This is a genomic window from Kitasatospora sp. NPDC049285, assembly GCF_040678815.1.
In the GTDB taxonomy this organism is placed as follows: Bacteria; Actinomycetota; Actinomycetes; order Streptomycetales; family Streptomycetaceae; genus Kitasatospora.
In genome coordinates this window covers 149,323-162,795 of the sequence record NZ_JBFAQR010000007.1, presented here as the reverse complement: position 1 = coordinate 162,795, position 13,473 = coordinate 149,323, and the positions used below count along the sequence as shown (strand labels likewise).

General features: G+C 73.9%; 13 protein-coding genes. 10 read left to right on the top strand and 3 right to left on the bottom strand.

All coding sequences use genetic code 11. From position 1 onward, the window contains the following. Nucleotides 1-8 precede the first annotated feature (8 nt). From AB0K51_RS07730 to AB0K51_RS07720, 3 genes are all read left to right on the top strand, one after another. On the top strand, nt 9-965 hold the full coding sequence (locus AB0K51_RS07730) for an EamA family transporter (RefSeq protein ID WP_363451675.1): 957 nt from the start codon (nt 9-11) through the stop codon (nt 963-965). A gap of 162 nt (nt 966-1,127) precedes the next feature. After that, the gene (locus AB0K51_RS07725; RefSeq protein ID WP_363451673.1) at nt 1,128-2,219 is read left to right on the top strand and encodes a substrate-binding domain-containing protein; all 1,092 of its coding nucleotides are present in this window, start codon (nt 1,128-1,130) and stop codon (nt 2,217-2,219) included. Between the two features lie 547 nt (nt 2,220-2,766). Continuing rightward, nucleotides 2,767-3,252, top strand: a complete 486-nt coding sequence (locus tag AB0K51_RS07720; protein WP_363451671.1) for a hypothetical protein — start codon at nt 2,767-2,769, stop codon at nt 3,250-3,252. Here the strand turns inward: AB0K51_RS07720 and AB0K51_RS07715 are convergent. Continuing rightward, on the bottom strand, nt 3,231-4,238 hold the full coding sequence (locus AB0K51_RS07715; protein ID WP_363451669.1) for a DMT family transporter: 1,008 nt from the start codon (nt 4,236-4,238) through the stop codon (nt 3,231-3,233). The two genes, AB0K51_RS07720 and AB0K51_RS07715, sit on opposite strands and share 22 nt — an antisense overlap. Before the next feature lie 44 nt (nt 4,239-4,282). Here AB0K51_RS07715 and AB0K51_RS07710 point away from each other — a divergent pair, with 44 nt between their 5' ends. The 3 genes from AB0K51_RS07710 (at nt 4,283) to AB0K51_RS07700 (ending at nt 7,645) form a co-directional block, all read left to right on the top strand. Further along, nucleotides 4,283-5,698 carry a PLP-dependent aminotransferase family protein gene (locus AB0K51_RS07710; RefSeq protein WP_363451667.1) on the top strand — a complete coding sequence of 472 codons (1,416 nt, stop codon included), beginning with the start codon at nt 4,283-4,285 and terminating at the stop codon, nt 5,696-5,698. Between the two features lie 92 nt (nt 5,699-5,790). Continuing rightward, entirely contained in the window at nt 5,791-7,128 is a 1,338-nt protein-coding gene (locus tag AB0K51_RS07705) for an AAA family ATPase (RefSeq protein WP_363451665.1), read from the top strand. Nucleotides 7,129-7,132: 4 nt separating this feature from the next. Beyond that, complete coding sequence (locus AB0K51_RS07700) at nt 7,133-7,645, top strand: hypothetical protein (protein ID WP_363451663.1); 513 nt, start codon at nt 7,133-7,135, stop codon at nt 7,643-7,645. Nucleotides 7,646-7,651: 6 nt separating this feature from the next. On the opposite strand, the gene AB0K51_RS07695 is transcribed toward AB0K51_RS07700, so the two are convergent. Continuing rightward, entirely contained in the window at nt 7,652-8,500 is an 849-nt protein-coding gene (locus AB0K51_RS07695) for a DMT family transporter (protein ID WP_363451661.1), read from the bottom strand. A gap of 190 nt (nt 8,501-8,690) precedes the next feature. On the opposite strand from AB0K51_RS07695, the gene AB0K51_RS07690 reads away from it, so the two are divergent. The 4 genes from AB0K51_RS07690 to AB0K51_RS07675 all read left to right on the top strand — a co-directional run bounded on the left by AB0K51_RS07690 (nt 8,691) and on the right by AB0K51_RS07675 (nt 12,372). Then, the gene (locus tag AB0K51_RS07690) at nt 8,691-9,545 is read left to right on the top strand and encodes a DNA-formamidopyrimidine glycosylase family protein (RefSeq protein WP_363451659.1); all 855 of its coding nucleotides are present in this window, start codon (nt 8,691-8,693) and stop codon (nt 9,543-9,545) included. Nucleotides 9,546-9,624: 79 nt separating this feature from the next. Beyond that, nucleotides 9,625-10,536: a 1-phosphofructokinase family hexose kinase gene (locus AB0K51_RS07685; protein WP_363451657.1), complete on the top strand. Its 912-nt coding sequence runs from the start codon at nt 9,625-9,627 to the stop codon at nt 10,534-10,536. A 67-nt stretch (nt 10,537-10,603) separates the two neighbouring features. Then, a complete protein-coding gene (locus AB0K51_RS07680; RefSeq protein WP_363451655.1) occupies nt 10,604-11,326 on the top strand; it encodes a sulfite exporter TauE/SafE family protein in 723 nt (240 codons plus the stop codon). 92 nt (nt 11,327-11,418) lie between these two features. Beyond that, on the top strand, nt 11,419-12,372 hold the full coding sequence (locus tag AB0K51_RS07675) for an ROK family protein (RefSeq protein WP_363451653.1): 954 nt from the start codon (nt 11,419-11,421) through the stop codon (nt 12,370-12,372). A gap of 101 nt (nt 12,373-12,473) precedes the next feature. Here the strand turns inward: AB0K51_RS07675 and AB0K51_RS07670 are convergent, their stop codons facing one another. Continuing rightward, nucleotides 12,474-13,466 carry a YdcF family protein gene (locus tag AB0K51_RS07670; RefSeq protein ID WP_363451651.1) on the bottom strand — a complete coding sequence of 331 codons (993 nt, stop codon included), beginning with the start codon at nt 13,464-13,466 and terminating at the stop codon, nt 12,474-12,476. Nucleotides 13,467-13,473: the final 7 nt, after the last annotated feature.

Genomic DNA, 13,473 nt, shown 5'->3' with positions numbered 1-13,473 from the left:
AGACGCACATGTCCGCCCCGTCCCCGCGGTCGGCGACCGACCCCGGTACCCCGCCCTCCGTCGTCACTCCCGCCGACGCCCGCCCGGGTCTCGGCGGTGCGGTCTGGGCGGCGCTCGGCATCGTGTACGTGGTGTGGGGCTCGACCTACCTGGCGATCCGGGTGACGGTGGAGACCCTGCCGCCACTGCTGTCCGGGGCGATGCGGTTCGCGGCCGCGGGCGTCCTGCTGGCGGCGGCGCTGGTGGCCCGACGCGGTTGGGGCGTCCTGCGGGTGACGCCGCGTCAACTCGGCTCGGCGGTGCTGGTCGGCGTGCTGCTGCTGGTCGGCGGCAACGGGCTGGTGGTGCTGGCCGAACGCTCGGTGCCGTCCGGGCTGGCCGCGCTGCTGGTGGCCAGCGTGCCGCTGTGGGTGGTGCTGCTGCGCCGGCTGACCGGGCAGCGCACCGGGCGGGCCACGCTGGCCGGGGTGCTGGTCGGCCTGGTCGGGCTTGCGGTGCTCACCGCGCCCGGCCTGAGCGGCGAGGTCGAACTGTCGGGCCTGCTGGTCGTGGTGGGCGCGGCCGTGGTGTGGGCGTTCGGTTCGTTCCTGGCGGGCCGCCTGCCGATGCCCGCCGACCCGTTCGTGGCCAGCGTGTACGAGATGCTGGCCGGCGCGGTCGGCGCGCTGGTGGTCGCGCTGCTGCGCCACGAGCCGCGCGGCTTCGACCCGGCGGCGGTCTCCACCCGCTCCTGGGTCGCGCTGGCGTACCTGATCGTCTTCGGCTCGATTGTCGCGTTCACGTCTTACGCCTGGCTGCTGCAGCGCGCACCGCTGCCGCTGGTCGCCACCTACGCCTACGTGAACCCGGTGGTCGCGGTGTTCCTCGGCTGGCTGGTCCTGGCCGAGCCGCTGACCTGGCCGATCGCGCTCGGTGGCGCGATCGTGGTCGCCGGGGTGTTCCTGGTGGCACGCAACGAGCGCTGAGCCGGGGCCGATGGACGGCTGCAACTTACATTCAAGAAGGTAACGACTTGGTCGATTCGTCCCAAGCGATGATTTACTTCTTGACGACACATTGAGGGTGACGCTTGACTCCCCTTCACCTCGCCGCAGGGACGCGGCGCTGTCAGGGAGGCACCACCCACCATGAACGCAAAGACCCGTCGGCTCGTGATCGGCACCGCCGCGGTCTCGATGACGCTGTCGCTCGCCGCCTGCGGCAGCGACCAGCCGAAGTCGTCCTCGGCCTCCAACCAGGCGATCGGTCTGCTGCTGCCCGAGCGCTCGTCCTCCACCCGGTACGAGGCGTTCGACAAGCCGATGATCGAGGCTGCGGTGACCGGACTGTGCACCCGGTGCAGCCTCGACTACGCCAATGCGGACGGCGACGAGAAGGTCCAGAAGGAGCAGTTCGACGCCCTGCTGTCGCGCGGCGTCAAGGTGATCCTGCTCGACCCGGTGAACGCCGCCGTCACCGGACCGTGGGTGGAGGCCGCCGCCAAGAAGGGCGCCAAGGTGATCGCCTACGACCGCCTCGCCGCCGGCAAGGTCGCCGCCTACATCTCGTTCGACAACCAGCGCACCGGCGAGCTCCAGGGCCAGGCGCTGATCGAGGCGCTCGGCAACAAGGCCGCCGGGGCCGAGGTCGTGATGATCAACGGCGCCGAGACCGACCCCAACGCCGCCGACTTCAAGGCCGGCGCGCACAAGGCGCTGGACGGCAAGGTCAAGCGGGTCGCCTACGAGCAGTCCGGCGAGTGGAAGCCCGACGTGGCCGCCGAGAAGGTCAACGACGCCATCTCCAAGCTCGGCAAGAACGGCTTCCAGGCCGTCTACTCCGCCAACGACGGCATGGCCGGCTCGATCATCGACGCCCTGCACAAGGCGGGCCGCACCGACGTCCCGGTCGGCGGCCAGGACGCCTCGCTGGAGGCCGTCCGACGGATCCTCACCGGCGAGCAGGCGTACACCATCTACAAGCCGTACCGCCCCGAGGCCGACGCCGCCGCCAACATCGCCGTGTACCTGGTGAAGGGACTCGACGTCACCTCCGTCGCCTCCACCATCACCACCTCCAAGGGCGACGAGATCCCCTCGATGCTGCTCACCCCCATCGTGGTCACCAAGGCCAAGGTGGCCGACACGGTCATCGCGGGCGGCCTCTACAAGGCCGCCGACGTCTGCACCCCGCAGTACGCCGCGGCCTGCAAGGCGGCCGGCATCCCCGGCACCTACTAGCCGGAGCCCACCGCGCGACACCTTGTGCGGGGGTGCCGCGCGGTGGAGCTCCCCCGGACGCCCGACCACGACGTTCGACGCATCATCAGGCCGCAGGCCGTCCCCGGCAGGCCCTGGAGGAGGCCGCGCCGAGCCTGGACTCCTACCGGCGGAGCATCGAGGTCTTCCGCACTCCGGCGCGTGGGCCGGGCCGCCGAGTCCGTCGCCGCCTGGGCCGGGGAACGGGCGAACGAGGCCGTCTCCAGCCGGCTGCTCGGCCTCGACCTGCGCACGGCGGGCGCTGGGAGGAGGCGCGGGAGGTCGCCGGGGAGCTCGTCCGGACCGCCCAGGAGCTCGGCGACGACGCGATGGAGGCCATGGCCCGGGAACTCGACGCGGAGGCCCACCTCCAGCTCGGCGACCCCCCGCACGCCGTCGAGCCGCCGAGCCGCCGAGCCGTTCCGTCGCCCCGGCCCGTCTCAGCGATGCACCGGAGGCCACCTGACGGGGCGTCGACCGTCCGTGGTCCACTGGTGGCCCTGGTGTGCTTGGCGGAGGGGATGAGCCAATGGGTGTGCTGACGGACTACTTCCGGGCGACGGACGAGGCGTCGGTGGTCAAGGTGCTGACGAGCGACGAGCAGCCGTCGAAGGCGTTCGACCTGGTCGAGGCGAAGGGGATCGACCCGATCGTGGTGCTCGGGCGGCTGGTCGCCGCCGCGCGCGAGGTGCCGTTCGAGGCGGGGCTGGTGGCGGCGCGTCCGGTCTGGCCGGTCGGGCCGCAGCCGTGGGCGGAGGGGGCCACGGCGGCGTTCGCGGAGGACGACCCGTGGGTGACCGGCCCGTGGGTGATGGAGCTGGCCGACGACGTCCGGGAGACCCTGGCGGGGATCCGCGCCTCGGACCTGCCGGAGCTGGCCGAGCGCTGGGCGCGGACGGCGGAACTGCAGCCCGTCGAACCCGACGAGCTGCGTCCGCTGATCAAGGAGTTGGCGCTGCTGGCCCGGCGGGCCCGCACCGCCCGGCAACACCTCTACTGCCGGGTCTGCGTCTGACCGGCGTGCTCGTGGAGCTCCGGCCGGTCCGCCGCCGCTGACGAGGGCTGCCGGCCCGACGCGCGGACCGCGGATCCGGCCGGAGCCTTGGCGCGGGCCGCGCGCTGAGTGGCGGCGATGCAGGCCACCACGGCGAGGGCGGTGGGGACGGCGATGGCGGGCAGCGTCTCGTCGAGGATCAGGACCGCCCAGCAGAGCGTCAACAGCGGCTGGGCGAGCTGGAGTTGGGCGGCTCGGGGCACGCCGATGGCAGCCATGCCGCGGTACCAGACCACGAAGCCGCCGAACTGGGAGATCGCGGCCAGGTAGCCGAGCCCGGCCAGGCCGTGCCAGTTCCAGTGCACGGGCTCGGCAGCGAGGGCGAGGCCGCCGGTCAGGGCGGTGATCGGCAGCGCGGCGACCACGCCCCAGGCGATCACCTGCCAGCCGGGCATGACCCGGGCCAGCCGCCCGCCCTCCGCGTAGCCGATCGCGCAGACCACCAGCGCGCCGAACAGGTACAGGTCGGCGGTGGTGAGGCCGTTGCCGTTGCTCTGCTGGACGGTGAAGGCGACCACCACCGCCGCGCCGGCCAGCGCCGCCCACCAGAAGGCGCGCGACATCCGGGCCTTGGTGCGCCACGCGCCGACCGCGGCGGTGCCCAGCGGGAGCAGCCCGATCACCACGGCGGAGTGCGCGGTGGAGGAGGTCTTCAGGGCCAGGGTGGTGAGCAGCGGGAAGCCGACGGCGCACCCGAGGGCGACGGCGGCGAGGCCGGGCCAGGTGGCCCGCGGGGGTATCCGGACCCCGGAGGCGGCCAGGCAGACCGCGGCGATCAGCGCGGCGAGCACTCCGCGCAGTCCGGTGACCGTCCACGGGCCGAAGCCCTGCAGGGCCCAGGCGGTGGCGGGGAAGGAGAACGAGAAGGAGAGCACCCCGAGCGCGGCCTGTGCGGTGCCGGTGAGTGCTACTGATTGACGGGCGATAGCGCTACTGTGGGCTGACATGTCTGACGATAACAGTTACCCTCCGTCTGTCGAAAGGGCTGTCAATGGGCGTGCAGGAGCTGACCGGAACCCTCCGCGCGCTGGTCGTGCGCTACTCGCCAGGTGACCGGATTCCGAGTAGCAGGGACCTGGTGGACCGCTACCGGGTGAGCCCGGTGACGGTGTCCCGGGCGATCCGCGAACTGGTCGCCGAGGGCCTGCTGGTCTCCCGCCCGGGCACCGGCGTCTTCCGCGCCGAGCAGCGGCCGGCGCCCGCGCCGCAGGGCGACTTCTCCTGGCAGGAGGTGGCGCTCAGCGCGGAGGCCGGCGCCCCGCCCTCCCGGGTGGTGGACGCCTCCGGGGTACTGGCTGCGCTGGCCCAGCCGCCGACCGAGGTGATCGACCTCAACAGCGGCTACCTGCACCCCTCGCTGCTGCCGGAGAAGGCGCTCGGCACCGCCCTCGCCCGGGCCGCCCGCCGGCCCGGCGCCTGGGGCCGCCCGCCGCTGGACGGGCTTCCGGAACTGCGCGGCTGGTTCGCCCGTGACATCGGCGGCGGCGTCACCGCGGCCGAGGTGCTGATCGCGGCCGGCGGCCAGTCCGCGCTGTCCACCGCGCTGCGCTCGCTCGCCCCGCCCGGCGCCCCGGTCCTGGTGGAGTCCCCCACCTACCCCGGGCTGCTGGCGATCGCCCGCGCCGCGGGCCTGCGGCCGGTCCCGGTGCCGGTCGACGAGGACGGCGTGCGGCCCGAGCGCCTCGCCGAGGCCTTCGCGGTCAGCGGGGCCCGCCTCTTCGTCTGCCAGCCGCTGTTCCAGAACCCCACCGGCACCGTCCTGCCGCCGGAGCGCCGGCGCGCGGTGCTGGCCGCCGCCAAGCAGGCCGGGGCGTTCGTGGTCGAGGACGACTACGCCCGCCGGCTGGTGCACGCGGACGCGCCCGAACTGCCGCCGCCGCTGGCCGCGGACGACCCCGACGGCGTCGTGGTGCACGTCCGCTCGCTCACCAAGCCCGCGTCACCGAGCCTGCGGGTGGCCGCGCTGGCCGCCCGCGGTCCCGCGCTCGCCCGGCTGCGCACCGTCCAGGCGGTGGACACGTTCTTCGTCCCGCGTCCGCTCCAGGAGGCCGCGCTCGAGCTGGTCACCTCGCCCGACTGGCCGCGCCATCTGCGGTTCGTGGCACGCGAGTTGGCGGACCGGCGGCACCTGCTCGCCACCGCGCTCGAACACCGGGCCCCGAGCCTGCTGCCGGCCCGCCTCCCCTACGGCGGCTTCCACCTCTGGCTCCCCCTCCCGTCCCACCTCGACCCGCACGCCCTCACCGCCGCCGCGCTCCGCCACGGCCTCGCCGTCTCCCCCGGCCCGGCCTACTTCACCGCCGAGCCCACCCCCCGCATCCGCCTCAGCCTCGGCTACGCCGAGACCCGCCCCCAACTCACCGAAGCCGCCCACCGCCTCGCCACCGCCGTGGAGTCCCTGAGCTGACCCGGCGGCCCGGTATTGGACGGAGCGCAAGATCGACTGCTTAGCTGGGCCGAGGACGTCGCTCGGTGTTGAACGGACGAAAGAGGTGCGCGGTGGAGACTCCCCGCCTGGAGGAGGTCCGGCTGACCTCCTTCAAGAGCTTCACCGATCAGCGGTTGCCGCTCCAGGACCTCACCGTGCTGATCGGACGCAACGGCAGCGGCAAGTCCAACGCCCTGGACGCGCTCCTGGTGCTCTCCCGCCTGGCCACCGGAGAGCCCGTGCGTGACGTCCTGGATGCCCCCCGCGCCGGCGGCGAGGAACCGATCCGCGGCGGCGCCGAAGGTTGCGCCCCGCTGGGACAGGACGGCTTCCGGCTTGGCTGCCGGGTCCGGGCCGGACAGGCGGTCTACGACTTGGACGTGGAGATCGCGGTCCGCCCCGAGGTCCGCATCGTCCGGGAGGAACTGGTCGCAGTCGAAGGCGTGCGCTACGGCAACCGCCGACTCGCCGCCGGTCGGGCCCTGCTGACGAGCGACCCACTCGACCCCCGTCGCAGCGATTTCAACGTCCGTTGGTTTGCCGGCAGACGCGGCGACGGCCTGGACCCCGGTATCCCCTTCACATCCGACCGGCTGCTGACCAGTCAGATCCCTGTACGGCTGCCGGTGACCACCGAAGCGGCAAAGGTCGTTCACCAGTCGGCACAGGACGTCCTGGCAGTCCTGCGCGAGGTGTTCCTGCTCGACCCGGTCCCCCATCTGATGAGGCGTTACGTCAACGCCAGGGATACGGAACTCCGCCGCAGCGCCGACAACTTGAGCGCTGTTGCGGTCCACCTGCGACAGGCCGATCCGACCGCCTTCGACCGGCTCACCGAGTTGGTGGCCGGAATGCCCGAATACCCGGTCCGCGGCATCAGCAGCGTCGACACCACCCTCGGCGACGTCCAGCTCGTCCTCCGCGAGGCCGGCTACCACGGCAGCGAGCACGACGTGCCCGCGCGGCTGCTCAGCGATGGCATGCTTCGTTTCCTGGCCTTCGGCACCGCCCTGCTCAGTGCCCCCGTCTCGACGGACGACCCGGAGGCGGCGCAGCGGCACCTGGTGATCGAGGAGATCGAGAACGGCCTGCACCCGACGCAGGCGGCCCGGGTGCTGCAACTGATGAAGGAGGAGTCGAAGCAGCGCAGCATCGACGTGCTGTTCACCACACACAGTCCAGCGTTGCTCAACTCCCTTGATGCCCAGGACCATTCGGGCGTCGTGGTGTGTACCCGCGATCCCGAGTCCGGCGAGAGCGTCCTCACCCGACTGACAGACCTACCCGGCTACATCGACCTGCTGGCCGCCGGGGACCTGGGCGACGCCGTGACCAAGAACCGGCTCCCGGACGCCCTCCAGCCCCGTGTCCCGTCCGAAGGTGTCAAGGATTTCCTGAGGAGCCTGTGAGCCCGTGACTCCCAAGCGCGCGCCTGGCCTCCGACTGCCCGTCGTCGACTTCCTGGACACCTCGGTGTTCGTGGAGATCCTGAACGTTCCGCACCTCAATGCTCACCACGACGCGGTCGTAGCGGAGATGACTGCCCGAAACGGGGCCGGAGTGCGGTTCGTTCTGCCGACGACGACCGTGGTCGAGACGGGCAACCACATCTTCCAGATCAAGGACGGAGCGGCGCGCCGCGACCGGGCCAAGCAGTTCATGACCGTCCTCCGCCGCACCGCCGACGGTGAGGCCCCCTGGGTCTTCCACGAGCGGACCTGGGACCGGACCTTCCTCCGCGCCCTCTGCGACGGCGGCAGCACCGGTATGGACCTGCTGGAGCACGCGGTGCGACAGCAACTCGGCACCGGCGACCTGGCCATCGTGGCGGAACGCGACCTGTTCGCCTCCCGGGTACAGGCCGACGTCAGGATCTGGACCCTGGAGACGACGATGGGCACATGGGCGGAACTGCCCAGGCCCTGACCGCCCTCAGTGCGCCAGCTCCAGCAGGGCGATGCCGGTCAGGACGGTGGCGCTGGCGGCGAGCCGGAGGGTGCCGAGGCGTTCGCGCAGGACGAGGGTGCCGATCAGGGCGGCGATCACGATGCTGGTCTCGCGCAGCGCGGCGATGGTGGCGAGGTCGCCGACGGTCTGCGCCCAGACCACCAGGCCGTAGGCGGTGAGCGACATCAGGCCGCCGACCACGCCGACGGCGCGGCCCTCGCGCAGCGCGGGCAGCAGGGTGCGGCCGCGGACGGCGGTGACCGCGGCGAGCACGGCGAGGCCCTGGACCACGAACATCCAGGAGATGTAGCCGCCCGCGCTGGAGGCGGCCCGGACCCCGCCGGCGTCGACCACGGTGTATCCGGCGATCAGCACGCCGTTGCCGAACGCGGCGGCCAGCGCCGGGAGCTGGGCGCGGCCGGGGACGCCGCCGACCAGGGTGAGCCCGGCGAGGCCGAGCGAGATGACGGCGACGGCGACGAGCTTGCCGGGCGGCATCGTGTGGTGCAGGACGGTGACGGCGAGCAGCGCGACCACCGCCGGGGAGGTGCCGCGGGCGATCGGGTACATCTGCCCGAAGTCGCCGAGCTCGTACGCCCGGGCCAGCAGCAGCTGGTAGCCGACCTGGAGGGCGGCCGAGCCCAGCATGTACGGGAGCACGGCCGACCCGGGCAGCGGGAAGAACGGCGCCATCGCCAGCCCGCAGACCACGAAGACGCCGTTCATCAGGGCGACGCCGGCCAGCCGGTCGCGCACCCCGTGCACCAGGGCGTTCCACACGGCGTGCAGCAGGGCCGCGGCCAGCACCACGACCGGGACGGCGACAGGACTCACGCTTCCCCCTCGAAACCGGGACACTCGGCAAACATGTATAGCCAACTTAGCCCCCTCGGGTGAACGCCGAGCATCCGGCCCCCGACATCCGACACGCCGTCAGGACACCGTTCCGCCACGAACGGCACGCCTGCCGGGACCCGCCGTCCGCCGGGTGGCCCGCGCCCCGCCCGCGGGCGAGACTGGACGGGTGCCCGAACTCCCCGAAGTACAGGCGCTCGCCGAGCGGATGACCGCCGCCTGCGCCGGACGCACGCTGGAGCGCGTCGAGGTGCTGTCGATCCAGGTGCTGAAGACCTTCGACCCGCCGGTCCAGGCGCTCGCCGGACGGCCCGTCAGCGGCGTCGGGCGGCACGGCAAGTTCCTGGACCTGGCCACCGACGGCGGTCCGCACCTGGTGGTGCACCTGGCCCGGGCCGGCTGGGTGCACCAGCGCGCCTCGTTCCCCGCCAAGCCGCCGAGCCGCCGCGGACCGCTGGCGCTGCGCCTGGTGCTGGACGACGGCAGCGGCTTCGACCTGACCGAGCAGGGCACCACCAAGCGGCTCGCCGCCCACGTGGTGACGGACCCTCAGCAGGTCCCCGGCATCGCCAGACTCGGCGTCGACGCCCTCGCCGCCACCCCCGAACAGCTCGCCGCCATGGCCGCGGGCGCGAGCCGCCGGCTGAAGACCTTCCTCACCGACCAGACCCTGCTGGCCGGCATCGGCAACGCCTACTCCGACGAGATCCTGCACACCGCGAAGCTCTCCCCCTACGCGCTGGCCGCCTCGCTCGACGAGGAGCAGCTCGGGCGGCTGCACGCGGCGATCCGGCACGAGCTGACCGCCGCGCTGGAGCTGCTGCGGGCCGCGCCGCCCGGCGGGCTGAAGTCGGAGAAGAAGGCCAATCTGGCGGTGCACGGCAGGGCGGGCGAGGCCTGCCCGGTCTGCGGGGACACCGTCCGCTCGGTGAACTTCGCGGACTCCTCGCTGCAGTACTGCCCGACCTGCCAGACCGGCGGACGGGTACTGGCCGACCGGAGGCTGTCCCGGCTCTTGAAATAGGCCCGCTGGTGATCGAAGCTGCTTGAAGTTCAGTACAATCGCGCAGATTCAATCACCAACCCTCGGGGGGCCGTCCACCGTGATCCTCACTGTCACTCCCAACCCGGCGCTGGACGTCACCTACACCGTCCCGGGATTCCGCCCGCACACCAGCCACCGGGTCGCCGAGGTCGCCGCCCAGGCCGGCGGCAAGGGCGTCAACGTCGCGCGGGTGCTCACCACGCTGGGCCGACCCGTCCGCTGCGTCCTGCCGCTCGGCGGCCCCACCGGCGAGGCCGTCCGTGCCGACCTCGCCGCCGCCGGACTCGACCACGCGGTCGTCCCGATATCCGGTGAGACCCGGCGCACCGTGGCCGTGGTGGACGCCGCCGACGCCACCATGCTCAACGAGCCCGGCCCCGAACTCGGGCCCGCCGACTGGTCCGCCCTGTGCGCCGAGATCGAACGCCACCTCCCGCAGGCCACCGTCCTGGTCCTCTCCGGCAGCCTCCCGCCCGGGCTCCCCGCCGACGCGTACGCCCGACTCGTCGACCTCGGCCGGAAGTTCGACGTCCCCGTGGTCCTGGACGCGGACGGCCCCGCACTGCTCGCCGCGCTGCCCGCCCGCCCCACCGTGATCAAGCCCAACGCCGCCGAACTCACCGCCGCCACCGGCCTCGCCGACCCGCGCGCCGCGGCGGACGCCCTCCGCCGGCTCGGCGCCGAGTCCGTCCTCGCCTCCCTCGGGCCCGAGGGCCTGCTCGCCGTCGACGGCCGCGCCGCCTGGCGCTGCGCGCCGGCCACCGCCGTCGTCGGCAATCCCACCGGCGCCGGCGACTCGGTGGTCGCCGCCCTCGCCGCCGGCCTCGCCGCGAACGCCGGCTGGCCTGCGATCCTCCCCGACGCGGTGGCCCTCTCCGCCGCGACGGTCGCCGCTCCCCGGGCCGGCCGCTTCGACGTCCCGACCTACCACCGCCTGCGCAACAGCCTGACCGCGCACCCCGTGCAGTGACCCGGGCCGGCCGGCGCCGCCCGGGGGCGCTGCGCCGCGGACCTCAGGCGTGCGAGGGTGTGCGGCTGTGATCGTCGGTTGTCTGCTCGTGCTGTTCGTCCTGGTCGCGTCCGCCGTCCAGCGGCTCTCCGGCATGGGGTTCGCCCTGGTCGCGGCGCCCGTGCTGGTGCTGGTGCTCGGTCCGGCGGACGGGGTCGGGTTGGCCAACTGCGCGAGCGGGATGATCAGCCTCGCCGGGCTGGCCTCGGAGTGGCGCGGCGTACAGCCGCGGCGGATGGTGCCGCTGGTGCTGGCGGCGATCGTCACCGTGCCGGCGGGGGCGTGGCTGACCAGGGCCGTGCCGGAGCCGACGCTGCTGATCGGGATCGGGGCGGCCGTCACCGTCGCGGCGACGCTGGTCATCCGCGGGGTCGGGGCGGCGGCCCTACGCGGGGTGCCGGGCGCGGTCGCGGCGGGCGCCACCAGCGGGCTGCTGAACGCGGCGGCCGGGGTGGGCGGCCCGGCGATCTCGCTGTACGCGGTGAACAGCGGCTGGTCGGCGCGCGAGTTCCGGCCCAACGCGCAGTTCTACGGCGTGGTCGTCAACGCGGTGTCACTGACCGCGCGCGGGCTGCCGACGCTCTCCGGGGCGCAGTGGTCGCTGGCCGGAGCGGCCGTCGGGGTGGGGACGGCGGCCGGGTTCCTGCTGGCCGGGCGGGTGCCGGAGCGGCAGGCGCGGACCCTGGTGCTGACGCTGGCCCTCGCCGGCGGGCTGGTCACGCTCGGCAAGGGACTGACGGCGGCGCTCTGACCCCGCGTCAGACGGCCGCGGGGTGCGGGTCCTCGGGTAGCGTGGCCAGTCCGACAAGTCGCACCAGAATCGGACATGTCAGGAGGCGCACCGTGAACGCCGTCCCGCCCCCGGAGCGGCTGGTGGCCGCCGTCGACCTCGGCGGCACCAAGACCGCCGCCGCGATCGTCACCGCGAGCGGCGAGCTGCTGGCCAGAGCCGAACGCCCGACCGCGGCGGAGGGCGAGTCGTCCGCGGTGTTCGCGGGGGTCGCCGAGGTGCTCGACGAGCTGACCGGACACCCGGAGTGGGTCCGGGTGCGGGCCGTGGGGGTGGGCAGCGCCGGTCCGGTGGACACCGTGCAGGGGACGGTCAGCCCGGTCAACATCCCGGCGTGGCGCGACTTCCCGCTGGCCGGGCGGATCGCCCACCGGACGGGGCTGCCGGTGCGACTGCTCGGCGACGGGGTGGCGGTCGCCGAGGCCGAGCACTGGCTCGGCGCCGCCGCGGAGTACCGCAACGCGCTGTGCATGGTGGTCTCCACCGGAGTCGGCGGCGGGCTGGTCCTGGACGGGCGGGTGCACCCCGGTCCGACCGGCAACGCCGGGCACATCGGGCACGTCTCGGTGCAGTGGGACGGCGATCCCTGCCCGTGCGGCGGACGCGGCTGCCTGGAGGGCCTGGCCAGCGGGCCGGCGATCGTCCGGCACGCCCGCACCGCGGGGTGGCGTCCGCCGGACGCCTGCAGCGCGACCGCCCGAACCGTCGCCGACTCCGCCCACGCGGGGGACGGTGCGGCGCTCGCCGCGTTCGACCTGGCGGCGCGGGCGTTGGCGGCGGCGATCGCCGGGACGGCCGCGCTGGTCGAGATCCAGGCCGTCGTCATCGGCGGCGGCGTCGCCCAGGCCGGCCCCCTCCTCTTCGACCCCCTCGCCCGCCACCTCACCCACTACGCCGGCCTCCCCTTCACCCGCGGCCTCCACCTCCACCCCGCCCACTTCGGCCCCGACGCCGGCCTCATCGGCGCCGCCGCCACCGCCCTCCGGGCCGGCCCCGAAGCCACCTAGCCCTCCGGGCGGGCGAGGCGACGACGGGACCCACCCTCCGAACAGGACAGCATTGCGGGCTCACCGGCGGCGCAGCCGCAGCGCCCGGTGGGCGGGTGGGGCTAGGCCAGGAGGGAGGCGGCGATCAGGAGGGTGCAGACGGCGAAGTTGGTGCGGCCGTACTGGACGAAGACGGCGGCGAACTCGCGGATGGTGGCGGTGGGCCAGAAGTAGGCGGCGGTCGGGGCGCCGGCGACCTGGCCGTTGACGTTCTCGCGGCGGGCGAGGATCGCGGTGCGGAAGGCGTGGAAGTTGTTGGTGACGATGACGCAGCGGTAGCCGGGGTCCGCGGCGGTCATCAGCTCGCGGCTGTAGCGGAGGTTCTCCTCGGTGGTGCGGGAGCGGTCCTCGCGCAGGAGCCGCTCCGCGGGGAAGCCGCGGTCGGTGAGGTAGTCGGCCATCGCGTGGGATTCGGGGCGCCGTTCGTCGGGCCCCTGGCCGCCGGAGGTGATGAGGAGCGGGGCGCGGCCGCGCCGGGCCTGCGCGTCGTACAGGGCGCGGCCGCGCTCGAGGCGGCTGGCGAGCAGCGGGGGGACCCGCACGCCGTCGAGCAGGCCGGAGCCGAGGACGACCACGTAGTCGACGTCCTGACGCGGGGTCAGGCGCCCGTAGAGGTAGGCGTAGCCGACGAAGCAGACGAAGAGGAAGGAGAGGTAGGAGGCGACCACGAAGACGGTGCGGGCGAGGGTGGCCACCTCCGGGGAGGAGGTCCGGGTGGCGGCCAGCAGCAGGCCGAAGACCAGCAGGATGCCGGCTCCGGCGAGCAGGGCGAGCAGGTTGGCGGGGCGGCGGCCCTCCGTGCGGAGCATCTTGAGGCCGTTGGCGATCAGCAGGAAGGCGAGGACCAGGGAGCCGACCGCGGGGGCGAGGACGACGGCGATCAGGACGGTCTCGGCGGCGACCGAGTCGGCCCGGCCGAGGGTGACCAGCAGCGCGAGGGCCAGGAAGGTGACGGCGAGGCCGAGTTGGACGGCGTTGCCGAAGCGGCGCCGGTCGCGCAGGACGCCGATGCCGAACAGCAGCAGGAACAGCGCCGCGGGGGCGTAGAGCAGCATCCCGGCG

What these genes read in the sequence shown, in the direction of transcription:
- AB0K51_RS07730 (WP_363451675.1), top strand. Translation starts at nt 9, where the DNA reads ATGTCCGCCCCGTCCCCGCGGTCGGCGACCGACCCCGGTACCCCGCCC.
- AB0K51_RS07725 (WP_363451673.1), top strand. Translation starts at nt 1,128, where the DNA reads ATGAACGCAAAGACCCGTCGGCTCGTGATCGGCACCGCCGCGGTCTCG.
- AB0K51_RS07720 (WP_363451671.1), top strand. Translation starts at nt 2,767, where the DNA reads ATGGGTGTGCTGACGGACTACTTCCGGGCGACGGACGAGGCGTCGGTG.
- AB0K51_RS07715 (WP_363451669.1), bottom strand. Translation starts at nt 4,238, where the DNA reads ATGTCAGCCCACAGTAGCGCTATCGCCCGTCAATCAGTAGCACTCACC.
- AB0K51_RS07710 (WP_363451667.1), top strand. Translation starts at nt 4,283, where the DNA reads ATGGGCGTGCAGGAGCTGACCGGAACCCTCCGCGCGCTGGTCGTGCGC.
- AB0K51_RS07670 (WP_363451651.1), bottom strand. Translation starts at nt 13,466, where the DNA reads ATGCTGCTCTACGCCCCCGCGGCGCTGTTCCTGCTGCTGTTCGGCATC.